This is a genomic window from Amycolatopsis sp. NPDC058340 (genome assembly GCF_042723975.1).
GTDB lineage: Bacteria > Actinomycetota > Actinomycetes > Mycobacteriales > Pseudonocardiaceae > Amycolatopsis.
Window position 1 is genome coordinate 95107 of record NZ_JBHXIB010000001.1, and the last position, 22135, is coordinate 117241.

General features: G+C 67.7%; 24 protein-coding genes and 1 tRNA gene. 9 read left to right on the top strand and 16 right to left on the bottom strand.

Translation table 11 applies throughout. The features are described 5' to 3' along the window. Positions 1 to 586: 586 nt before the first annotated feature. From ACFWIW_RS00455 to ACFWIW_RS00485, 7 genes are all read right to left on the bottom strand, one after another. Positions 587 to 1015: a heat shock protein transcriptional repressor HspR gene (locus ACFWIW_RS00455; protein WP_125687058.1), complete on the bottom strand. Its 429-nt coding sequence runs from the start codon at positions 1013 to 1015 to the stop codon at positions 587 to 589. 5 nt (positions 1016 to 1020) lie between these two features. Further along, positions 1021 to 2193 carry a molecular chaperone DnaJ gene (gene dnaJ / locus ACFWIW_RS00460; RefSeq protein WP_378366435.1) on the bottom strand — a complete coding sequence of 391 codons (1173 nt, stop codon included), beginning with the start codon at positions 2191 to 2193 and terminating at the stop codon, positions 1021 to 1023. Between the two features lie 33 nt (positions 2194 to 2226). Next, complete coding sequence (gene grpE / locus ACFWIW_RS00465) at positions 2227 to 2967, bottom strand: nucleotide exchange factor GrpE (protein ID WP_378366436.1); 741 nt, start codon at positions 2965 to 2967, stop codon at positions 2227 to 2229. After that, on the bottom strand, positions 2964 to 4835 hold the full coding sequence (dnaK, locus tag ACFWIW_RS00470; protein ID WP_378366437.1) for a molecular chaperone DnaK: 1872 nt from the start codon (positions 4833 to 4835) through the stop codon (positions 2964 to 2966). Before dnaK ends, grpE begins: the two co-directional genes overlap by 4 nt. A gap of 166 nt (positions 4836 to 5001) precedes the next feature. Continuing rightward, on the bottom strand, positions 5002 to 6408 hold the full coding sequence (locus tag ACFWIW_RS00475) for an alpha/beta hydrolase (protein WP_378366438.1): 1407 nt from the start codon (positions 6406 to 6408) through the stop codon (positions 5002 to 5004). Then, positions 6405 to 7076: a DUF4097 family beta strand repeat-containing protein gene (locus ACFWIW_RS00480; protein ID WP_378366439.1), complete on the bottom strand. Its 672-nt coding sequence runs from the start codon at positions 7074 to 7076 to the stop codon at positions 6405 to 6407. The genes ACFWIW_RS00475 and ACFWIW_RS00480 overlap by 4 nt, the downstream gene beginning before the upstream one ends. 27 nt (positions 7077 to 7103) lie before the next feature. After that, positions 7104 to 7871, bottom strand: a complete 768-nt coding sequence (locus ACFWIW_RS00485) for a DUF4097 family beta strand repeat-containing protein (protein ID WP_378366440.1) — start codon at positions 7869 to 7871, stop codon at positions 7104 to 7106. Positions 7872 to 8108: 237 nt separating this feature from the next. Between ACFWIW_RS00485 and ACFWIW_RS00490 the strand changes: the two genes are divergently transcribed. After that, positions 8109 to 8648: a YbhB/YbcL family Raf kinase inhibitor-like protein gene (locus tag ACFWIW_RS00490; protein ID WP_378366441.1), complete on the top strand. Its 540-nt coding sequence runs from the start codon at positions 8109 to 8111 to the stop codon at positions 8646 to 8648. Between the two features lie 215 nt (positions 8649 to 8863). On the opposite strand, the gene ACFWIW_RS00495 is transcribed toward ACFWIW_RS00490, so the two are convergent. Genes ACFWIW_RS00495 through ACFWIW_RS00505 form a run of 3 tightly spaced genes read right to left on the bottom strand, consistent with a single transcriptional unit; the run spans position 8864 to position 10208 of the window. After that, positions 8864 to 9298: a GNAT family N-acetyltransferase gene (locus tag ACFWIW_RS00495; protein WP_378366442.1), complete on the bottom strand. Its 435-nt coding sequence runs from the start codon at positions 9296 to 9298 to the stop codon at positions 8864 to 8866. A 22-nt stretch (positions 9299 to 9320) separates the two neighbouring features. After that, positions 9321 to 9881 (bottom strand): TetR/AcrR family transcriptional regulator, encoded by a 561-nt coding sequence (locus ACFWIW_RS00500; RefSeq protein ID WP_038521642.1) that lies wholly within the window; start codon positions 9879 to 9881, stop codon positions 9321 to 9323. Beyond that, positions 9882 to 10208: a DMT family transporter gene (locus ACFWIW_RS00505; RefSeq protein WP_378366443.1), complete on the bottom strand. Its 327-nt coding sequence runs from the start codon at positions 10206 to 10208 to the stop codon at positions 9882 to 9884. A gap of 153 nt (positions 10209 to 10361) precedes the next feature. Between ACFWIW_RS00505 and ACFWIW_RS00510 the strand changes: the two genes are divergently transcribed. Then, on the top strand, positions 10362 to 12656 hold the full coding sequence (locus tag ACFWIW_RS00510) for a (Fe-S)-binding protein (RefSeq protein WP_378366444.1): 2295 nt from the start codon (positions 10362 to 10364) through the stop codon (positions 12654 to 12656). 166 nt (positions 12657 to 12822) lie between these two features. Here ACFWIW_RS00510 and ACFWIW_RS00515 read toward each other — a convergent pair whose 3' ends face one another. Next, on the bottom strand, positions 12823 to 12993 hold the full coding sequence (locus ACFWIW_RS00515) for a hypothetical protein (RefSeq protein WP_378366919.1): 171 nt from the start codon (positions 12991 to 12993) through the stop codon (positions 12823 to 12825). On the opposite strand from ACFWIW_RS00515, the gene ACFWIW_RS00520 reads away from it, so the two are divergent. Both ACFWIW_RS00520 and ACFWIW_RS00525 read left to right on the top strand, forming a co-directional pair. After that, positions 12923 to 13324 carry a DUF742 domain-containing protein gene (locus tag ACFWIW_RS00520; RefSeq protein ID WP_240596540.1) on the top strand — a complete coding sequence of 134 codons (402 nt, stop codon included), beginning with the start codon at positions 12923 to 12925 and terminating at the stop codon, positions 13322 to 13324. The genes ACFWIW_RS00515 and ACFWIW_RS00520 overlap by 71 nt on opposite strands. A gap of 30 nt (positions 13325 to 13354) precedes the next feature. Then, positions 13355 to 14350 carry a cation diffusion facilitator family transporter gene (locus tag ACFWIW_RS00525; protein ID WP_378366445.1) on the top strand — a complete coding sequence of 332 codons (996 nt, stop codon included), beginning with the start codon at positions 13355 to 13357 and terminating at the stop codon, positions 14348 to 14350. On the opposite strand, the gene ACFWIW_RS00530 is transcribed toward ACFWIW_RS00525, so the two are convergent. Together ACFWIW_RS00530 and ACFWIW_RS00535 are read right to left on the bottom strand one after the other, a co-directional pair. Beyond that, positions 14344 to 15033: a CAP domain-containing protein gene (locus tag ACFWIW_RS00530; RefSeq protein ID WP_378366899.1), complete on the bottom strand. Its 690-nt coding sequence runs from the start codon at positions 15031 to 15033 to the stop codon at positions 14344 to 14346. The genes ACFWIW_RS00525 and ACFWIW_RS00530 overlap by 7 nt on opposite strands. Positions 15034 to 15154: 121 nt before the next feature. Next, positions 15155 to 15613: a MarR family winged helix-turn-helix transcriptional regulator gene (locus tag ACFWIW_RS00535; RefSeq protein ID WP_378366446.1), complete on the bottom strand. Its 459-nt coding sequence runs from the start codon at positions 15611 to 15613 to the stop codon at positions 15155 to 15157. A 73-nt stretch (positions 15614 to 15686) separates the two neighbouring features. Here ACFWIW_RS00535 and ACFWIW_RS00540 point away from each other — a divergent pair, with 73 nt between their 5' ends. After that, on the top strand, positions 15687 to 16874 hold the full coding sequence (locus ACFWIW_RS00540) for an FAD-dependent oxidoreductase (protein ID WP_378366447.1): 1188 nt from the start codon (positions 15687 to 15689) through the stop codon (positions 16872 to 16874). Here the strand turns inward: ACFWIW_RS00540 and dcd are convergent. Further along, a complete protein-coding gene (dcd, locus tag ACFWIW_RS00545; protein ID WP_125679521.1) occupies positions 16871 to 17452 on the bottom strand; it encodes a dCTP deaminase in 582 nt (193 codons plus the stop codon). The genes ACFWIW_RS00540 and dcd overlap by 4 nt on opposite strands. Positions 17453 to 17465: 13 nt before the next feature. Beyond that, positions 17466 to 18668 (bottom strand): oxygenase MpaB family protein, encoded by a 1203-nt coding sequence (locus ACFWIW_RS00550; RefSeq protein WP_378366448.1) that lies wholly within the window; start codon positions 18666 to 18668, stop codon positions 17466 to 17468. 122 nt (positions 18669 to 18790) lie between these two features. Here ACFWIW_RS00550 and ACFWIW_RS00555 point away from each other — a divergent pair. From ACFWIW_RS00555 to ACFWIW_RS00570, 4 genes are all read left to right on the top strand, one after another. After that, a tRNA-Gly gene (locus tag ACFWIW_RS00555) sits at positions 18791 to 18861 on the top strand. Positions 18862 to 18931: 70 nt separating this feature from the next. Beyond that, positions 18932 to 19579 (top strand): YdcF family protein, encoded by a 648-nt coding sequence (locus ACFWIW_RS00560; protein ID WP_378366449.1) that lies wholly within the window; start codon positions 18932 to 18934, stop codon positions 19577 to 19579. Positions 19580 to 20403: 824 nt separating this feature from the next. Beyond that, entirely contained in the window at positions 20404 to 20919 is a 516-nt protein-coding gene (locus ACFWIW_RS00565) for a hypothetical protein (RefSeq protein WP_378366450.1), read from the top strand. Between the two features lie 15 nt (positions 20920 to 20934). Beyond that, entirely contained in the window at positions 20935 to 21426 is a 492-nt protein-coding gene (locus ACFWIW_RS00570) for a GNAT family N-acetyltransferase (protein WP_378366451.1), read from the top strand. 3 nt (positions 21427 to 21429) lie between these two features. Here the strand turns inward: ACFWIW_RS00570 and ACFWIW_RS00575 are convergent, their stop codons facing one another. Beyond that, complete coding sequence (locus ACFWIW_RS00575; RefSeq protein WP_378366452.1) at positions 21430 to 22083, bottom strand: hypothetical protein; 654 nt, start codon at positions 22081 to 22083, stop codon at positions 21430 to 21432. Positions 22084 to 22135 lie beyond the last annotated feature (52 nt).

Here is a 22135-nt window from a genome sequence, read left to right on the forward strand (position 1 = left end):
GGTGTTCTCTCACAATATTATAACATTCTTTTTTGTTGTTGTTCTCGTGCCCCCCCCCCACGCCGGTGAAGGACGTGAACCGCCGGTGCCCGTGTCAGGCTCCGCCTCTTCGCCTTACGACCTGCGGCGTTCTCGCGGGAAGTACGTGAAGGCCCCCTTCATTGCGTCTAGCGCCAGGGTCCCGGCGAAGTCGTATAGCCGCTGGTCTGTGCCACTGCCATGAAGCACAGGGGCGTTCGCAGGAGCAGGACACCTGGATCTCGACTGTCCACAAGGGACACGAATCGAGACCAGGTGCCCGATTCGGGCGTTTTGCGGGTATTGGCGTGGGGGTCGTGAGTGCTTTTGGTCGTTCTAACCCTCTTTACCACTCACGACCCCACGAATAACCGTACATAAGTGCATAAATGGGACATTCGTTTACCCGAAAGTGTCCCGTGTGGACACTCGATGCCCATGTCTGCCCTGTCGACGTTCGGAACCCAGACCTGCGCTATCTCGACGCTCGCCGGGACCCTGGCGTCTAACGCAGTGAAGGGGGCCTTCACGTACTCTCGCGGGCTGGCCACCTGCAGCATTTAGAGGACTAAGTGCGCTTTTTGGGTTTCCAGACCACGAGGGCCGTCTGTTGCCGCAGGGGAACGAGATCCTTGCGGTACGAGGCGTGCACGGCCGCGGCCGTCTGTTCGGCGGCGAGGTACGCCGCGGTGAGCTCTTCGGTCAGTTCGGCGATGCGCGAGCGGAGCGCGTCGACCTGGTTCTCCAGCTCGATGATCCGCTTGATGCCCGCGAGGTTGACACCGTCCTCTTGGGACAGTCGCTGCACTTCGCGCAGCAACGCGATGTCCCGCATCGAGTAACGCCGTCCACCACCGGAGGTCCGGCCCGGCGACACGAGACCCTGGCGGTCGTAGGACCGCAGGGTCTGCGCGTGCAGGCCGGACAGCTGCGCCGCCACCGAAATGACGAACACCGGCGTGTCCTCGTCCGCACCGTGCGGCAACCCGCCGAACATCGTGCTCACCTGCCTTCGAGAAGTTCGGTGATCTCCGGTCGCGGGTCGTGATCGGCCATGGCCTCCGCGTAGGCCTCCAGCGCCTCACGGGCCTTGTCGTCCAGTTTGGCCGGGATGGCCGCCTGCAGGGTGACCAGCAGATCGCCCTGCGAGCCGTCACGTTTCGCGATTCCCTTGCCGCGCACGCGAAGCACGCGACCGCTCGCCGTGCCTTGCGGCACCTTCAGCGAGACCTTGCCCTCGAGCGTCGGCACGGTGATCGTGCCGCCGAGGGCCAGCTCCGTGAAGGACACCGGCACGGTGATCGTCAGGTCGAGGTCCTTGCGCCCGAACAGCGTGTGCGGGGCGACGTGCACGCGGACGTACAGATCGCCCGGCTGCGCGCCGCCACGGCCCGGCTCGCCCTGGCCCGCCAAGCGGATCCGCTGGTCGTCGGCGACGCCCGGCGGGATCCGCACGGTCAGGGTTCGGGTGCGGGTGCTGATGCCCTCGCCCGCGCATTCCGGGCACGGGTCGTCGATGATCTTCCCGCGGCCGCGGCAGTCACGGCACGGCTCGGAGAACGCGAACGCGCCCTGGCTGCGGCTGACCAGCCCGCTGCCCTGGCAGGTCGCGCACGTCCTCGGGGAAGTCCCCGGTTTCGCGCCGTTGCCACCGCAGGTGGAACAGGTCGCCGGGCTCGACAGCCGCAGCGGCAGGGTCGCGCCCTTGACCGCCTCGGCGAAATCGATCCGGACGTCGGTCTCCACGTCCGCGCCGCGTTGCGGCCGGTTCGCCGTGGCACCGGCCGCGGCGCCGCGGCGGCCGAACAGCCCGCCGAGGATGTCGCCGAGACCGCCGAAGCCGCCCTGCTGCTGACCCGCCTGGCCGAAGATGTCGCCGACGTCGAAACCGCCGCCGCCACCGCCGCCCGGGAAGCCGAAACCACCGGGACCGCCGGAGCCGAAGAGGCGGCGAGCCTCGTCGTACTCCTTGCGCTTGGACGTGTCGGAAAGCACGCCGTACGCCTCGGAGACCGCCTTGAACTTCTTCTCGGCCTCCGCGTTGCCCGCGTTGGCGTCGGGGTGGTTCTCCTTGGCGAGCTTGCGGTACGCCTTCTTGATCTCGTCCGCGGTGGCGTCGGAGGAGACGCCCAGCTCACGGTAGAAGTCCTTACCGATCCATTCCCGTGCACTCACCGAACGTCTCCTCCTTTCACGCCGTATCGCCGATCAGCGGTTGTTCTCATCGAAAAGTTCGCCCTCGAGCGGCAGTTCGCCACCCACCGGCGGGTCCACCGGGGCGTCACCACCCGGCTCGTGGTCGGTGACCCCGACCATCGCCGGACGCAGCACTCGCTCACCGAAGCGGTAACCGCGGCGCATGACCATGGTGACCGTCGGCCCGGCGACGTCCGGCGAAGTGCTGTGCTGCACCGCCTCGTGCACGCTCGGGTCGAAGGGCTCACCCTCGGTGCCGAACGGTTCGAGGCCCGACCGCTGCAGGCTGCCGACCAGCTTCTCGCCGACCGCCTTGAAGGCACCGGTCAGATCGCCGTGCTGCTCCGCGCGCTCGAGGTCGTCGAGCAGCGGGAGCAGGTCGTTGACGACCGACGCCTTCGCGCCGGCGACGACCTGCTCGCGGTCGCGGTCGACGCGCTTGCGGTAGTTGGCGTACTCCGCCTGGAGCCGTTGGAGGTCGGCGGTGCGTTCCGCCAGCTCCTTCTCCAGCCCGGAGGCCACCGACACCGAGTCGTCCACAATGGACTCCCCGAGGCCGGGGCCCGCGTGTGCCGCGGGCTCCGGCTCGGTGGCCTCTTCGGCCGGGGCGGCGTGCTTCGGGCCGTCCTGGGGTTCGGCGGCCGGGGCGGCCGGGCGGATCTCGCCGGTCAGCGGGTCGATCCGCCTACGGTCCCGCACGACCACCGGTTCCTCCGGGCCCCGGCCCTCGGTTTCGTCGTAGCGTCCCGTCACTTCTTGTCCTTCTCGTCCTCTTCGACGATCTCGGCGTCGACGACGTCGTCCGCCTTGGCCTGCGAACCGGTGCCCGCGCCCGCCGCGCCGGCGGCGCCTTCACCGGCGGCACCTTCGGCGCCAGGGGTGGCGTTGGCGTAGAGCGCGGTGCCCAGCTCCTGCGAAGCGGTGTTCAGCTTCTCGATGGACTCGCGGATCTTCGCCGAGTCGGTGCCCTTGAGCGCCTCGTTGGCCTCGTCGATCGCGGACTTCACCTTGCCCTTGAGTTCGTCGGGCAGCTTGTCCTCGTTGTCCTTGACGAACTTCTCGGTCTGGTAGACCAGCGTCTCCGCCTGGTTGCGGGTCTCCGCCTCCTCGCGGCGCTGCTTGTCCTCCTCGGCGTGCGCCTCGGCGTCCTTGACCATGCGCTCGATGTCGTCCTTCGGCAGCGCGGAGCCACCGGTGATCGTCATCGACTGCTCCTTGTTCGTGCCGAGGTCCTTCGCGAGGACGTGCACGATGCCGTTGGCGTCGATGTCGAAGGTGACCTCGATCTGCGGCACGCCACGCGGGGCGGGCGGGAGACCGGTCAGCTCGAACATGCCGAGCTTCTTGTTGTGCGCCGCGATCTCGCGCTCACCCTGGAACACCTGGATCTGCACCGACGGCTGGTTGTCGTCCGCGGTGGAGAAGATCTCCGAACGCTTGGTCGGGATCGTGGTGTTGCGCTCGATGAGCTTGGTGAACACGCCGCCCTTGGTCTCGATGCCCAGCGAAAGCGGGGTCACGTCGAGCAGCAGGACGTCCTTGACCTCGCCCTTGAGCACACCGGCCTGCAGCGCCGCGCCGACCGCGACGACCTCGTCCGGGTTCACGCCCTTGTTCGGCTCGCGGCCGCCGGTCAGCTCCTTGACCAGGTCCGACACGGCCGGCATGCGGGTGGAACCACCCACGAGGACGACGTGGTCGATGTCGCCGACGGCGACACCGGCGTCACGGATGACGTTGTTGAACGGCTTGCGGGTGCGCTCGAGCAGGTCCGAGGTGATCTTCTGGAACTCGGCGCGGGAAAGCTGCTCGTCGAGGAACAGCGGGTTCTTGTCCGCGTCCACGGTGATGTACGGCAGGTTGATGCTGGCCGAGTTCGAGCTGGAGAGCTCGATCTTCGCCTTCTCGGCGGCCTCACGGATGCGCTGGAGCGCCATCTTGTCCTTGGTGAGGTCGATGCCGTTGGACGACTTGAACTTGTCGACCAGCCAGGTGACGATGCGCTCGTCCCAGTCGTCACCGCCGAGGTGGTTGTCACCGGAGGTCGCGCGGACCTCGACGACGCCCTCGCCGATCTCCAGCAGCGAGACGTCGAACGTACCGCCACCGAGGTCGAAGACCAGGATGGTCTGTTCCTTCTCGCCCTTGTCGAGGCCGTACGCCAGCGCCGCCGCGGTGGGCTCGTTGACGATGCGGAGCACGTTCAGGCCGGCGATCTGCCCGGCTTCCTTCGTGGCCTGCCGCTGCGCGTCCTCGAAGTACGCGGGGACGGTGATGACCGCGTCGGTGATGGTCTCGCCCAGGTACGCCTCGGCGTCGCGCTTGAGCTTCATCAGCACGCGGGCGCTGATCTCCTGCGAGGTGTAGGCCTTGCCGTCGATCTCGGTCTTCCAGTCGGTACCGATGTGCCGCTTGACCGACCGGATGGTCCGGTCGACGTTCGTCACGGCCTGGTTCTTCGCCGGCTGGCCGGTCAGCACTTCGCCGTTCTTGGCGAAGGCGACGATGGACGGGGTGGTGCGTGAACCTTCCGAGTTGGCGATGACCGTCGGCTCGCCGCCCTCAAGGACAGCGACGACCGAGTTGGTCGTGCCGAGGTCGATGCCGACCGCTCGCGCCATGGTGTGATCCTCCTGCTAGTTCGTGACCTGCACGTTCTCGCCCACCTTGAGTGGGCTCAACGCAAGTTGTATCGGGATGGAAGGGCTTCCGTCAAGCCGGACTTGAGTCACCCTCACTCAACCTTGTATCCGGCTCAACGAGCGGCGCGGCCGCCTTGTTCCCGGACTACCGGCAGACCGTGCCCGGAGCGGGTGTGACGCCGCTCACCAGGTACTTCACCTCTTGGGTGCGCACGCAGGCCGAGTTCAGCAGCCCCGTGTGCCCGTACCCGGCGTCGACGAGCAACGTCGAGTTCTCGATGTTCCTCGCGAGCCCCTTCGCCCAAACGAGCGGTGTCGCCGGATCGTGTTCGCCGCCGACCACGAGGATCGGCGCGGCGCCGGTCACCTTCTGCGGCCGCGGCAGGTACGCCGACGGCACCGGCCAGCCCGCGCACCCGCTCGCCATGTCCCAGAACTCCGAATACCGCCAACCGTGCGGCGAGAGCGTCTTCACCAGTCCCTGCATCGCCCTCATGTCGGCGTAGGAGGTGAACGGCGAGCCGAAGTCGTGACAGCCGATCGAGCGGTACGCACCGTAAGAGGGGTCCAGCTGCGAGTACGGCAGCAGCCCGTCCGCATCGCCCGCTGTGGCGGCGTTGATCGCCTTCGCCAGGTCCGGCCAGAACGCGGGAAGGATGAGGCTGCCGTAGACACCGGCCGCCAACTCCTCGGCGGTCACGTTCCGTCCGAGCTGTTTCGACGGCACACCACCGGGCGTCCGCATCAAGGCGTCGTAAGTGGCGAGGACGTCCTTGCCGCGAAGCGCGCAGTCGGCCGACGTCGTGCACCAGTTCGCGAAGTCCTTGAGGGCGCTTTCGGTCGCGACGGCTTCTTCGAGGACCGCCTGCCTGGTCGGCCGGGAGTGGTCGACGGCGCCGTCGAGCACCATCGTCCGGATGCGGTTCGGGTACTTCTCCGCGTACACGGCGCCGAGTTCGGAACCGTAGGAGACGCCGAGCCAGTTCACCTTCGGCTCGCCGAGAGCGCCCCGGATCGCTTCGATGTCGTCCGCGGCGTGCCAAGTGTCCACAGAGGACAGTTTGGGGCCGGTCCGCTTCAGGCATTCCTCGCCCGACGCGCGATTGTGCGCGAGCAGCTTGTCGTAATCGGCGCGGCTCCGCGGAAACCGGCTGATCGACGGATCGTGCAGATCCGGCCCGCAGGCGATCGCGGGCGTGCTCTCACCGACGCCGCGCGGATCGAAGCCGATGACGTCGAACCGCTGCCGCACCTCGGCCATTTCCGGCTTGTCCAGCGCGAAACCGCGGCCGCCGTATTTGAGCACGGTGACCCCGGCGCCACCGGGCCCGCCCGGATTCGTCAGCAGCGAACCGATCCGACGGTCGGGGTCGGTCGCGGGCAGTTTCGCCAGCGCGATCGAAAGACCACCGCTCACCCGGAGGCTCGCGCATTTCAGCGTCGGCGCGTACTCGGTCGCGCACGGCTTCCAGTCGATCCCGGACGCGGCGGACGCCGGCAGCGCGGTGAGCGGCAGCAGGGTCAACGCGGCGACGGTGGCGAGGGCCTTCATGCGGGCTTCACCGTGATCGAACCGGTGCCGGACTGGAGGTCCAGGACGTTCGCCGAAGCCTGGTCCTGCCGGACACCGCCGGTCTCGACCTTGCCGACCTCCGCCTTCGCGCGCACCTGGTACGCGCCGTCGGGAACGGTGACGACGACCTTGCCGACCTCCGCGTTCGCGGTGACCGCGCCCGGCTTCGCGAGACCGACCTCGATGTCGCCGGTGCCGGTGCGCAGGTTGACCGGCCCGGACGTGTTCATCACCTCGAAGTCGCCGACGTCGCCCTTCAGATCGACCGAGGCGGCGCCGGCGAGGGTGATCTTGCCGGTGCCGATCGACCCGGAGATCGCCAGTTCGCGCGGCACCACGACGTCGTAGTCCACGCCGCACTGCTGGCAGCCGCCGAGGACCAGCGTGCCGTTCTCGACGCTGTACGTCTTTCCGGGATTCTTGCCGGTGTACGTCACTTCGCGGCGCAGTGAGACGGGCGCGCCGTCCTCGACCCGGAGCACGACCGCGCCGACCGGGACGTCCACCCTGATCGCGGTGATCTGCTCGGTGACGGGCGCACCGTCGCTCAGCTTGTGCTGGCTTTCCCCTGTGCAGCCGACGATCCCGAACGCGGTCAGCGCGCCGAGAGCGAGCGCGCCGAGGACGCGCTTCTCCTTGTTCCCCATGAGAAAGTATTCCCCCGATAAAGTCGGTCAGGCCGCTTTGACCTTGACGCTTCCGCTGTCGGTGTTGAGATCGAGCTTGTGCTGGGCCGAACCGGACTGGTTCACGTCGATGTCGCGGTGGCCGCTGCCGGAGTCGCCGGTGACGTTGTACTCGCCGGGCGGGACGGTGACCTCGACCGAACCGCTGTCGGTCCGCGCGGTGACGTCGGCGCCCTTGAGGAGTTCGAGTTCGATGCGGCCGCTGTCGGTGCGCGCCTCGACGTTGCCGCCGAGCCGTTCCCCCTTGATGGCACCGGAAGCCGCCTGCACGGTGACGGCCTGGCCGATGTTCGCCAGCTCGACGCGGCCGGCGTCGGACCGCACCTTCACCGTGCCCGGCACGTCCGCAACGGAAACGGCGCCGGAATCGACCATGACGTCCACAGTGGACACTCCGGCGATGTCGAGCGCCCCCGAGTCCAGCTTGCCGGAGACCGGGATGCCCGCGGGGACCACCACGTCGTAGCGGACCTCGCAGGTGGTGCCGCACCCGGCGAGGACGAGCGTGTCGCCTTCCACGCGGAACGAGTCGCCCGGCTTGCTCCAGCGGTACTCGAACTCCTGGTGGACCCGGACCGGCCCCTCGCCGGCGCGGATCTTGACGGCGCCCTCGTCGTTGTCGATCCGCACGCTGCGGATCGGCTGGGTGACCTCCGAGGTTGCCTCCGCGTCGGACGGCCACCACCAGCCGAGGCCGGTGAGGACACCGACGCCGATCAACGCGATGCCTCCGATCGCGAGGAGTGGGCGCGCCATGGTCTTGAGTCCCTCCAGAGCAGGTTTTCGTGTAGCTCGACGCTAAGGGCAGCGCGGCGGGTTGGACATAGGGGTAACCCCCGGATTCGTCCCTGAACCCGCGCCGGGGTCCTCGGGGTCGCAGGCGCTGTCCGGCAAGTCATGTTCGCGGTCTTCGCGCCCAGGCGGCCCATCGAACAGACTTGCCGGACAGCGCCTAGCCTGGCTCCGTCATCTGTTCAACGACCAGGAGGACGCATGCCGCAGGCACCCGATCCGTACGACTTCCTGCCCGATCTGCCTGCCTTCACCCTGAGCAGCACCGACATCGAGGAAGGCGGCTTCCTGCCGACGCCCCAGCTTTCCGGGATCTTCGGCGCGGGTGGCGAGGACCGTTCCCCGCAGCTGTCCTGGGAGGGTTTCCCCGCGGAGACCAAGAGTTTCGCCGTGACCTGCTACGACCCCGACGCCCCGACGGCGAGCGGGTTCTGGCACTGGGCGGTTTTCGACATCCCGGCGTCGGTGACGGCGCTGGCCGCGAACGCGGGCGACGAAACGGGCTCCGGTCTGCCGGAGGGCGCTGTCACCCTGAAGGGGGACGGCGGGGTGAAGCAGTTCCTCGGCGCGGCCCCGCCGCCCGGACACGGGCCGCACCGGTACATCTTCACGGTGCACGCTGTCGACGTCGAAAAACTGGACGTCGGCGAAGACGCTACGCCTGCTTTCCTCGGCTTCAACCTCTTCGGCCACGCCATCGCCCGGGCGTCGCTCACGGCCCTGCACGAGAACAAGGGCTGAAGGACGCTTTCCGTGAGGGCCTCCTTCCCTACTCTCAGGGTAGGGAAGGAGGCCCTCACGGACTTGGCCGCTCGTCTCACACCGGGCCGACGCGACGCTCGCCGCCGGACCGGGCCGAGGTGATGTTGCGAAAGCCACTTTCGCAACGTTGAAGGTTGCGAAAGTGGCTTTCGCAACGCCGGCGGGCTGGTGCGAGACTTCGGCGGAGTGGACCGCTAGGCCTGCCCGTTCGCCCGCGTCCGCTCCATGTACTGCCCTTCGGGCGGGTCCCCGAAGCCGAACTGCCGGTACAGCCCGTGCGCGTCCGCGGTGTGCAGCATCCACCGGAACTCCGCGCCCGGCCCGTTGTCGATCATCTCCCGGACCAGTTCCTTGCCGAGCCCCGCGCCGCGCGCCTCGTCGACGACGAAGACGTCCGCGAGATAAGCACTGCCGATGGTGTCCGAGAACGCCCGCGCGAAGCCGACCAGCCGACCGCTCGAAGTCTCGTACGCGCCCACGACGCGCCAAGCGTTCCTGAAGACCTTCTCGACCTGCTCGCGGTCTCGCCACTTCCCCCAGTAGACCTCGGTGGACAGGTGCTTCCACACCACGTCGAGGTCCACCCGTTCCGGGTCGTCATCCAGTTCGTACGCGCCGACGATCCTCATGATCCGAACGCTACCCAGCAGGTCAACGAGGTTTCAGCAGATAGTCCACCACCGGCCGCAGCTCCTCGGCGGACGGCGGCTCGTCGTCGATGAGGCCCTGGATGAGCAGGCCGTCGATCCCGGCGAGGAACACCCGGAACGCGACCTCGTCGTCGTGCCGCACCATCGACGTGAGCACGTCCAGCCACCGCCGGGCCGCGGGCCGCAGCTCGGGTTTGCGCGCGGCCAGCAGGTACAGCTCGTACTCCGCCATCGTCCGCCCACGGCTGGGGCCCAGCGCCTCCGCGAGCAGACCGGCGACCTCTTCCGCGCCGCGGCTGCCGCGTGAGCGGGCGCGGTCGATCATCCAGTAGACCTCGGTCGCCATATCCCTCGCGCACGAGATGAGGGTGGCGATCAGCAGATCGTCGAGGCTCGAGAAGTGATAGGTCGTCGAAGCCGTCGGCACGCCCGCCTCGGCGGCGACCGTCCGATGGGTGACGCCGGCGACGCCGTCCCGTTCGATCACGCGCAACGCGGCCGCGATGATCTCCTCGCGGCGCTTCTCGCCCCTGGCCTTCCGGCCGTCGACCTGGATCTTCACTTAGTGCGCGCTCCCTGCCTCGATCAACACGACACCGCCGACCACCAGTACCAGACCGGCGATCACGGAGAGGTTGACCGGCTCCTTGAAGAACACCATCCCGACGGCCGCCACCAGCGCGACCCCGGCCGCGGCCCAGATCGCGTACGCGACGCTCACCGGCACGCCCGCTTTCAGCACATACGCGAGCGCGACGAACGCGACGGCGTACCCGGCGACCACGACGATCGACGGGCCCACCTTGCTGAAACCTTCGGAAAGTTTCAACGACACCGTCGCGGATACCTCTGCGGCGATGGCCAAAGCGAGGAGAAGGTACGCACCCATGTCACAAAAACTACCTGGACGATCGTCTTAAAACCAAGAGAGGCGTACACCACATCGGTGGGACTTGGGCGCGGTCAGTGGGTTACCCATCAGTAAGAAGCATTAGTCTGCCCGAACCACCACACGCTTCACTCGGACGAAAGGCACCCGACGATGGGCGCTGTACAGCTGACGCTCGGCGGGATCGCGGTCCTGCTCGGCGTCGTCGCCTGGGGAATGTTCTTCGCGACCATCGCCCGCTTCGTGCGGGTGATCCGCCTCGGTCAGCCGGACTCGACCCGCAACGGCCCGTTCATCCCGCGCATGAAGACCCTGATCAAGGAATTCGCCGCGCACACCAGGATGAACAAGGTCAAAAGCGTCGGCCCGGCGCACTGGCTGGTCATGTGGGGCTTCCTGATCGGGTCGCTCGCGCTGTTCGAGGCGTACGGCGAGGTCTTCGTCCCGACGTGGGGCTGGCCCATCCTCGACGACTGGTCGCTGTTCCAGCTGCTCATGGAGCTGCTCGGGGTCGGCACCATCGTCGGCATCCTGGTGCTGATCTGGGTCCGCCAGAAGAACCACCCGCGCCGCGCCGACCGGCAGTCCCGCTTCCAGGGCTCCAACTTCAAGTGGGCGTACTTCATCGAGGCCGTCGTGCTCATCGAGGGCATCGGCATCATCGGCGTCCGCGCCGCGAAGTCCGCGCTGAACGTGCACGAAACCCCGATCTGGGCCGCGTTCGTCTCGCATCCGATCGGTGAGCTGCTGCCCGCCAGCCCGGACCTGGTCTCGGTGTTCGCCTTCGTCAAGCTGATGAGCGCCACGATCTGGCTGATCGTCATCGCGCGCACGATGACCATGGGCATCGCCTGGCACCGCTTCAGCGCCTTCTTCAACATCTACTTCAAGCGCGAGGCCGAGGGCGGCGTCGCGCTGGGCGCGCTCAAGCCGATGATGAGCAAGGGCAAGGTGCTCGACCTCGAAGAGGCGGACCCGGACGAGGACACCTTCGGGGTCGGCAAGATCGAGGACTTCAGCTGGAAGGGCTGGCTGGACTTCTCCACCTGCACCGAATGCGGCCGCTGCCAGTCGCAGTGCCCCGCGTGGAACACCGGTAAGCCGCTGTCGCCGAAGCTCGTCATCACGCAGCTTCGCGACCACGCCTACGCGAAGGCGCCGTACCTGCTCGCGGGCGGCAAGCGCGACATGGCCGGCGACGAGATCGGCTTGTCCGGCGACAACATGTACGCGGGTATCGACGTCCTCGCGATCGCGGAGTCGCAGAAGGCGCTCGTCGGCGACGACGGCGGCGTCATCGACCCCGAGGTGCTGTGGTCCTGCACCTCCTGCGGCGCCTGCGTCGAGCAGTGCCCGGTGGACATCGAACACGTCGACCACATCGTCGACATGCGCCGCTACCAGGTGATGATCGAGTCCGCGTTCCCGAGCGAGCTCAACGGGATGTTCAAGAACCTGGAGAACAAGGGCAACCCGTGGGGCCAGAACGCCAAGGACCGGCTCGCCTGGACCGAGGACCTGGACTTCGAGGTGCCGGTGTTCGACGGCGACCTCGGCGACACCGAGTACCTCTTCTGGGTCGGCTGCGCCGGCGCGTTCGAGGACCGCGCGAAGAAGACCACGCGGGCCGTCGCGGAGCTGCTGCACATCGCGGGCGTCAAGTACACCGTGCTCGGCTCGGAGGAGTCCTGCACCGGTGACCCGGCCCGCCGTGCGGGCAACGAGTTCCTGTTCCAGATGCTGGCGCAGCAGAACGTCGAGATCCTGAACTCGGTGTTCGAGGGCCGCGAACGCAAGGCGCGCAAGGTGGTCGTCACCTGTGCCCACTGTTTCAACACTCTCGCGAACGAGTACCCGGAGCTGGGCGGCCAGTTCGACGTCGTGCACCACACGCAGTTGCTCAACCGCCTGGTGCGGGAGAAGCACCTGACCCCGGTGGCCCCGGTCGCCGAGGACGTCACCTACCACGACCCGTGCTACCTGGGCCGCCACAACAAGGTCTACGACGCTCCCCGTGAGCTCGTCGGCGCTTCGGGCGCGCAGCTGCGCGAGATGCCGCGGCACGGCGACCGCTCGATGTGCTGTGGCGCCGGTGGCGCGCGGATGTGGATGGAAGAGAAGATCGGCAAGCGGATCAACGTCGAGCGCGTCGACGAAGCGCTCGGCACCGCACCCTCGAAGATCGCGACCGGTTGCCCGTTCTGCCGCGTGATGCTCACCGACGGCGTCACCGCGCGCCAGAGCGACGGACAGGCGAGCGAGAAGGTCGAGGTCGTCGACGTCGCCCAGCTGCTGCTGACCGCCGTCAAGCGGAAGCCGGAGCCGCAACTGGTCCCGGCGGGAGCGCCCTCTTTGGACGCCGTCTCGGACGCCGAACTCGACGGAAAGGCCGACGTGCCGACCGACGAAACGGCCACCGGAACCCCGCTGCCCGAGGAAGACAAGTAGAACGTCACATCCGGAGGGGACATTCTCTCGCACATAATGCGAGAGAATGTCCCCTCTTGTTTTATCCGGGTGCGGGCCATTCGTTCCATTACCCGTTCGGCGGTACACCGTGGCGATAGGCTGCAGCGGATCCGTAAAAAAGGGGCGAGGAATCAATGGGCAACCGTCACGAACTCCGCTCGGCAAGGGAGCACCGGCTCGCCACACCGGGATCGCCGACCGTTCGCCCGCCCGCCAGGGTCCCCTCGTCCGCGGCCTTCGCCAGGATGGCACAGGAAGCGACCATCCCCAGCATCCCGGCCGCCCGGCGACCGCCGCGCCAGGAACGGAAACGCACACGCGTCCGCCCGTACGTCCGCACGGGCGGGCGAACCCAGTCCAAGCGGAACTTCGCGATCGAAGCGATGATTTCCGTCCGGCACGACGCACCGTGGACCGCGCCGGGATTCAGCGTCGAATTCCATTCTGTGAGATCACTGTGCCGTCGTCCCACTTCCGTCGCCGAAGTAGCCGCGTCCTTATGCGTTCCACTCGGCGTTGCAAAGGTCCTTTTGGGTGATATGGCGGAACTCGGTTTGGTCACCGTTCATGAAACGCAGGCTGAATTCGACGGTCATCCGGCACTCGCCTTGATGGAACGTGTCCTGCAGGGATTGCGTCGCCTGTGAGATCGCCGCACCCGCACTACGCTACGCGAGGTGAGTGAAGAATCCGGTGACGAAAGCACCCTGACCGTGGTGCTGGCGGGTGGGGTCAACCTCGCCATCGCCGTGCTGAAACTGATCGCCGGGCTCATCACCGGCTCCGGCGCGATGCTGTCGGAAGCCGCGCACTCGGTGGCCGACACGATCACCGAGGTCCTCCTGCTGACCGCGCTGAAACGTTCGGGCCGTCCCGCCGACCGCGTCCATCCCTTCGGCTACGGCAAGGAGCGGTACTTCTGGTCGCTGCTCGCGGCGGTGTCGATCTTCGCCTCCGGCGCGATGTTCGCGCTCTACGAAGGCTTCTCGACGGTTTTCGGCGAGGAGACCGAGCAGACCGATCCGATCGTCGGCTACGTCGTCCTCGCGATCGCGTTCGCCCTCGAATCCGTCTCGTGGTTCCAGGCCGTACGGCAGGTGCGCCGCGACGCCGCCGAATCCGGCCAGAAGGTCTCGGTCTACCTCCGGATGATCGACGACCCGGCGCCGAAGACCGTCCTGTTCGAAGACTCGGCCGCGCTGATCGGCCTCCTGCTCGCGTTCGCCGGGATCGGGCTGCACCAGCTCACCGGCTCGCATATCTGGGACGGCGCGGCCTCGATCGCGATCGGGGTCCTGCTGGCGCTGGTCGCCTACATGCTCGGGCGGACCAACCGCGGCCTGCTGATCGGCAGGCAGGCGGATCCCAAGCTGGTGCGCGGGGTGCGGGACCACCTGAGGAACGCACCGGAGATCGAGGCCGTCGTCGACCTCCAGACCATGTTGATGGGCACCGATCAGGTACTCGTCTGCGCACGCGTCGACTTCGACGATTCGCTCGGGGCCGCGGAGGTCGAACGCGCCTGCGTCCGGATGGCGACCGAGCTGACCGGGACGTTCGGCGACGTCACCGAGGTGTTCATCGAACCGGTTCCGCGCACGGACGCCGAACTGCGCGCGGCCGTGCTGGCCCGCTACGGCGACATCGCCGAACGCTGGGCGAAGGATCAGTAGCCGAAGTTCTGCGTCCAGTACATGCCCTTCGTGTTGACGCCGACGCCGATCTTCTTCAGGTCGCAGTTGAGGATGTTCGCGCGGTGGCCTGCGGAGTTCATCCAGGCGTCCATCACCTTGGCGGCGTTCGACTGCCCCTTCGCGATGTTCTCGGCGCCGGGCTTGTCGTAGCCGGCGGCGCGGATGCGCTGGTCGAACGTGACGCCTTCCGGCGTGGTGTGCGAGAAGTAGTTCCGCGCGGACATGTCGTCGCTGTGGCCCTGCGCGGCGGCGGCGAGATGCGACTCGTTGCTCACCGGCGAGCAGCCCGCGTCGGCGCGCTCGGCGTTGACGAGGTCGATGACCTGCCCGGCGAGCGAGCTGTCCTGCGAACGGGGCGGCTCCGGGGCCTTGCTCGGTGTCGGCTTGGGAGCCTCGGAAGGCTGAGCCGGCTCGGCCGGGGCGGACGACGAGCTGGGCGGCGCGGAGGAAGACGTGGGAGCCGCCGAAGACGGCGTCGGAGCGGCCGAACCGGGTGCCGAGCCCTCCGGCGCCGGGGAGGACGTCTGGCCGAAGTAGGCGGGCGGCTTCGCGAGGGCGTCGCCGGGTCTGCCCTTGGTGTCGGGGACGCTGAGTGAGAGATTGCTCAGCGCGGTGCCCTGGAACCGATCGGTCACCATCAGGTAGCTCGCACTGGCGATCACCCCGCCCAGCAGGACACTGAGCGTGACAAGCAGTAACCGGCTTCGCGTTCTATTGGGGGACACGGGGCCGAAAACTATCACGAACTGGTTACGGCAATACCCCCGAAAGTAGTAATACCGGTCAGCGGCTGAGGCGACCCGTGGACTCGTGCGTGATCGCCGTCGCGTCGGCGAGGAACCGGATCACGGTCTCCAGTTCATCGTCCGTGTAGTTCTCGCAGGCCTCGCGGACCGACTTCACCAGGTGATCCCACAGGGGCGCGGCGGAGGCCATCCTCGCCGCGTCGATCTCGATGAGGACCTTCCGCCGGTCTTGGGGATGCGGCTTCCGGGCGACGATCCCTTTGCCTTCGAGCCTGTCGATGAGTGCGGTGATCGATGCCGGTGCGAGCCCCGAGAGCTGCGAAAGAGCCTTCGGCGTCTGTGGCCCGAAGCGGGCGAGGTAGTCGGTGACCTTGCTTTCGACGGCCGAAAGGCCGCTCAGCTCGGCGATGGCCGTGTGGAACATGACCGTCTCCGTCGACAGCGCCCGCGACCCGCTGAGGATCCGCTCGACCAGTTCCGCTCGCTCGCTTGACACATCGGCCAGCCTAGCGGAGTCTTTAGTTCGATAGAACGAATTAGTTACTAAGAGATTCGATGGAGTGAAAGACATGGCGAAGGTACTGATCGCCGGCGGGGGTATCGCGGGCACGATCACGGCGATCGCACTGCACGAGACGGGCCACGAGCCGGTGATCCACGAGGCGTACGACCGGACGGCGGAAGGGGTCGGCGCGTTCCTGACCCTCGCGGTGAACGGCCTCGACGCGCTGGGGCCGTTGAGACTGAAAGGCCTGGTCAAGGGCCTGGGATTCGACACGCCACGGATCAAGATGCACCTGGGGAACGGGCGCGAGCTGGCGGATTTCGCGCTCGGCGGGCAGCTGGAGGACGGCACCGTGAGCCAGACCGTGCTCCGCTCCGATCTGTACATGGGCCTACGCGACGAAGCCGTCAGACGCGGCATCGAGATCCGCTACGGCAAGCGTCTGGCCGACGCGCACGAGACCGGCGACGGCGTCCTCGCGACCTTCGAGGACGGCTCGTCGGCCGAGGGCGACCTGCTGATCGGCGCGGACGGGCTCCGCTCGCGGGTGCGGACGATCATCGATCCGCGGGCGCCATCACCGCGCTACGTGCCGCTGCTGAACACGGGCGGGCTGGCCGAAGGCCTACGGTTGGACGACGAACCCGGCGTCATGCACATGACGTTCGGCAAGCGGCTGTTCTTCGCCCACGTCGTCCACCCGGACGGTGGCGTCTGGTGGTTCGCGAACGTCCCCCGCAAGCGTGAGCCGTCTCCGGCCGACCCCGCCGTGACGGCCACCTGGCGAGAGGACCTGATCCGGCAACTGGCGGTGGACCGCACCCCGGCCGTCGAGATCGTGCGCGCGACGCGGGAGATTTACCGGCCGTGGCCGACCTACGACTTCCCGAGCGTGCCGACCTGGCGGACGGACCGGATGGTCATCATCGGCGACGCCGCGCACGCGACCTCACCCGCGGCGGGACAAGGCGCCGCGATGGCCATCGAGGACGCCGTCACGCTGGCGCGATGCCTGCGTGACGTGTCCTCGATCCCGAAGGCGCTCGCCGTCTACGAAGGACTGCGGCGCGAGCGCGTCGAGGCCGTCGTCGAACGCGGCAAGCGCAACGGCGACGACAAGGCGGCCGGGCCCGTCGGGCGGGTGATCCGGGACTTCTTCCTCACGCGGGCGTTCAAGAACCCGCCGGAGGAGGATCCGAACGCCTTCATGTGGCGGCACCGGATCGACTGGGAAGCGCCAGTGGCTTCTTAGCGCCAGGTGTCGACGCGGTGGAAGTTCTTGTACGCGCGGCTCGGGGTCGGCCCCCGCTGCCCCTGGTAACGCGAACCGGCCTCGTTCGAGCCGTACGGGAACTCCGCCGCGCTGGACAGGCGGAAGATGCAGAGCTGGCCGATCTTCATCCCCGGCCAGAGCGTGATGGGCAGATTCGCCACGTTCGACAGCTCGAGGGTGATGTGGCCCGAGAAGCCGGGGTCGATGAAGCCCGCGGTGGAGTGCGTCAGCAGGCCGAGGCGGCCGAGGGAGGATTTGCCCTCCAGGCGGCCGGCGAGGTCGTCGGCGAGCGTGACGGTCTCGTAGGTGGAGCCGAGGACGAACTCGCCGGGGTGGAGGACGAAGGGGTCTTCGCCCTCCTTCTCGACCAGCGAAGTCAGCTCGTCCTGCTGCAGCTGCGGGTCGATATGCGTGTACTTGCTGTTGTCGAACACGCGGAAGTAGCGGTCGAGTCGCACGTCGATGCTCGACGGCTGGACCATCGTCGGGTCGAACGGGTCGACGCCGAGACGGCCGGCGTCGAGCTCTTTACGGAGGTCACGGTCGCTGAGGAGCACGCGATCAGCGTAGTCAAGCGGCCTTCATGTGCCTGCCGTAGGTCGGGTCGAGCCCGAACACCTTGGTGACCTGGCGCAGGTAGTGGCGCCGGCCGGCGGCCCCGATCAGCTCCTGGAGCGCCGTCGCGCCGGGCACCACCCGCCGGACCGTCTCGGCGGCGAAGTTGACCCCGGCCGCCGCGACCACGGCCGCCTGGGCGATCGGATCGTCGGGCAGCTCGAGGAAGTCGGCGTTGGTCTTGCCGAGCAGGAGCCTGCTGATCGCCCCGTGCCCCGCGACCGACACGTGCGCGAGGACCTTGCCGAGCGTGCCGCGGCCGTCGCCGATCCCGGCGTGGGCCTTCATGAGCGCCGCGGCGAGCCGTTTGGAATCGTCGTCGGGAATGAACTCGGTGGTCGCGAGCAGCCACAGCAGCCGCCAGGCGTCGTCCTCGCCGGCGGGCAGGAGTTCCTCGTCGACGCCCATCAGCCAGCCGACGTACCGCCACAGGTGCAGGATGTCGGCGCGCTCGCGGGCGCTGTAGCGGAGCCCGAGCAGCTGGGTGCCGAAGACGTAGACGAGGGAGAAGAGCAGGAGCGTGCCCGCGGTCTGGACCTGGTTGACCGGCCTGTCCCAAGCCGCGTAATCCCAGTCCTTGCGGCGATTCATGGCCGCGCGGACGTGGGCGTGCACGATCCGCACCCGCAACGCGGACTCGTATCCGCGCCCGCCGGGCACCAGCGCGCCCGGTGTCGTCACGTGGATCCACCACGTCGCCGTCTCGACGAGACGCCGCGCCGCCTTGTACTCGATCTCGCCGGTGCCGACGAGCGACTTCGTGGCGCGCGACGCGAGGTAGCCGCCCATCAACGAGACGTCGCCGAGCGGGAACAACCCGAGCAACCCGGCACGCGTGATCGCCCGCGCCCCGCGTTCCAGCCGGTCTCGGTCGACCCAGTACGGCGTCGCCTCGACGTTGCGGAAGAAGGCTTCGAGCTCTTCCGGCGGGCTCTCGACGCTGTCGATGCCTTGCCGCAGCGCCTGTTCGAACTTGGGCCGGCTCGTGCGCAGCAACGGCACCAGCACGTCGGCCGCCGGATCCTCGCGCTGCGCGAACTGCCGCAGCCGGGCCACCTGCCGCTCGTCACCCCTGATGTCGCCCTCGATGAACAGCCTCGACGCGACCCGGAACCCGCCTTGACGGAACAGTTCGGGGTCAGGCAGCCGTTCGCCCATCCGGATCACCTCCGAGGTAGACAACAAGTGTTGTCACTTACGGCGGCGACGTCAAGGTCGGCCCGGTCTGGGGCGGGGTCTTGGCAAGGGGAGATCCGGACCATGTATGCTGGCCGAGCACTGCGGATGTAGTTCAATGGTAGAACATCAGCTTCCCAAGCTGAATACGCGGGTTCGATTCCCGTCATCCGCTCTCACGCGAAAGCCCCAGGTCAGTGGATGTCCACTTAGGACCTGGGGCTTTCGCTTCGCTTCGGAGTCCTATGCCTTTGCCGGATGACCTCCGCCATGACGTCCAGGCGCTCTGGGACTACCACGACATGCGCCATGAACTCCGGCCCGCCGACGTCGGGATCGGACTCGGCAGCCACGACCTCGGCGTCGCCACCCGCGCCGCGGAACTGTTCCACAACGGGATGTTCCCGCGCGTCGTCTTCACCGGGGCCAACGCGCCGACCACCGTCGGACGCTTCCCGCGCGGGGAGGCGGTGCACTATCGCGAACACGCGCTCGAGCTGGGCGTGCCGGATGACGCGATCCTGGTCGAGCCGAAGGCACGGAACACCGGGGAGAACGTGACGCTCACCCGCGCGCTGTTGGAGTCTCGCGGCATCGAGGTCGGAGCGGTCGTTCTCATCTCCCGGCCGTATCAGCAGCGGCGCGCTTATGCGACGTGCAAGAAGCTGTGGCCGGAGGTCGATGTCGGCTGCGCCTCCCAGCCGTTGCCGCTGGACGACTACGTCGAGAGCATCGGCGACGTCGACCGGGTGATCAACATGCTTGTCGGTGATACACAACGGATCACCGTCTACGCCGAGCGCGGTTTCGCCATCCGGCAGGACATCCCGAACCGCGTCGCCGAGGCTTACGATCGTTTGGTTCAGGCTGGATTCAGAGAGCGGCTTCTGTGACAGATCGATCGCGCCAGCCAAGTTTCACTGCAGCGGCCAAGGCGGATAGGCCTAAGACTTCCTCGCCATTACAGCGCTGCCGGAACAGGCCCTCTTCATGCGCACTGCGCATTTTCCCGTAAAGGACGCGACTCAACGGCGGCATTTCGCTCCATCGCGCGAGTACGGCCTCGTCGCTCAAGGACGGGTGGTCCAGAAGCCGTTCGGCGAGGCTAGGCCCCGAAGACCCTTCTTCGAGAGAACTGAACAGCTCCTGCAGGAGTCCTTTGAGGGCGAAAACATAGCCGTCTGGTGGCCAACCTCGTTCGAGGGTATATCGGTCCTTGAGGTCATGGCAGTCAAGACAAGCAGTCACCACGTCGGTTCCGCGTGCGACCTTGGGGACGGGGAAGTGATCATGCTCATGCCGTCCGTCGATCTGACGATCACAGTAGAAGCAGGTCGTGCAATCACACCTCGACCGTCGCGCTAGCCGGCAGGCTTCCGCCGTGTCCATACGGTTCCTCTCTGCTCGACGACCTCTGTCGGCAAGCGGTTCAACTCGATCCGCCGCCGAGTTCATGGCGGGCCAATTCCTTGGAACGCCGGCCGAGGTCACGCTCACCGTCGAACAGACCTGCCACGCGAAAGCGACGGCGCGACAGCTCAGCGTCCGGTTGTGCTTCCACCGACCGCCGGAGCGGTGTCGACACAGCGGACACGCGAGCGGTAGCCGAGTCCGAGCTTCCGTCGGTCGCCTTAGCCCCATGCACGCCTCCAGTGAACACGACCTGGCCGGGGACTCCTCCCCGTGCCCTGCGGCTACCTTCCGCACCGTGCGGAAAATGTCGAGCGACAGTACGGCGGCGGCCTTGCTGACCGTGCTGGCCGGATCGCTGATCCTTCCGCTCCTCCTGGTCGGCGGGATCTTCCTCATCGTCGGCTTCAACACGGGCAGCACCCCGGGGCCGTACACGGTCGTTTTCGCCAAGGCGGGTGACGAATGCGGGGCGACGGGGCAGTACCTCGACTCGTCCACAGGGGAACCGCTGAGGTGCATGGGCCCGGGAGTGCTGCGGGACGCCTCGCTCGAATTCCCCGGTTTCTCCCGTGAGCAGAACGACGAGGTTCGCCGCTGGCTGGCCACGCTGGCGGAAGACGGCGAGCTGAGCGTCTTCGACCATCGTTCGGTCCAGGCCAAGGTCGACGGGATCGCGGCCGGATTGCCGCCGGGGATCCGCGTCGAGCGGGAGTCCGGGTCGACACGGATCTGGATCGGCGCGACGTTGACCGGCGCCGGGCTGCTCCTGCTTTCCGGCTTCGTCTGGCGGTGGCACCGGAACCGCCGGGCGGGTTTTTGATTTACCGTGCCAGGTATGGAAATCCGGGAGTTCACCGAAGCCGACTGGGCACAGGTCTGGCCCATCGTGCGCGAAGTCGTGCGGGCGGCGGACACGTACACCTACGACCCGAACCTCACCGAGGACGACGCCCACGGCACCTGGGTCGAGGCGCCGCCGGGCCGGACGGTGGTCGCGGTCGAGGGTGGCCGCGTGCTCGGCACGGCCAAGATGGGGCCGAATCGCGATGGGCCGGGTTCCCATGTGGCGACGGCCAGTTTCATGGTGGACAAGGACATTCGCGGCAAGGGTGTCGGCAGTGCGCTATGTGCCGATGCTTTGGAATGGGCCAGGGAACAGGGTTTCGCGGGGATGCAGTTCAACGCGGTCGCCGAGTCGAACGTGGCCGGGATCCGGGTCTACGAGCGGCTCGGGTTCGAGATCGTCGGCACGGTGCCGGGCGCGTTCGAGCATCCGACGCTGGGCCGCATCGGGTTGCACGTCATGTACTGCGACTTCGGCGGCTGAGCGTCAGCCTTCGACGAGTTCCCAAGGGGCGTCGGCGCTCGGCCGGTCGTACACCTGGCCGGGCGCGGCGCTCAGCACCAGCGCGACGTCCGGGTACAGCGTGACGGCGTGTTCCATCTCGAGGGCTTCGACCTCGAAGTCCTCGCTTTCCGGGACCTGGAAGCCGACGAGCAGCCAGCTTCCGTCGGCCTCGCGGACGACCTGGCGCACGGCGCGCACGGGGGCGGCGGGATCGGTGGGGATCTCGGCGAGTTCGGTGCTCACCTGGACTTCTTCCAGCGGCGAGCCGGGATGTGTCCACGCGGCGAGGCGGGCGGCGCGCACCAGGAGGTCTTCCTCGTCGTCGTCCGAGTCGGCGACCGAGCTCAGCAGCCACGTGCGCCGTTCCGGATCCCAGTCCGCGGCCATACCGGTGGGGAGGCCTGCCAGCGCGGCGATCTCCGGGATGAGCTCCACCGCGTCCCGCAGGGGCAGCGCGCCGAACGCGTCCTTGTTCTCCTCCATGTCCTCGGAGAACTCGTTGCCGTCGCTGATGAACCAGTCGCCGTCGTCGTCCAGTACGACGAACGCGAGGTTCGACGGGTCTTCCACCAGCGACCGGGAGATGATCACCGGCGACTCGGGATCCTGACTCAGCGGCCAGTTCTCGCTCGACATGCTGGGCTCCCAACGGGGTTGTCCGGCTGTGGGGCACCATCCCACCATCTCC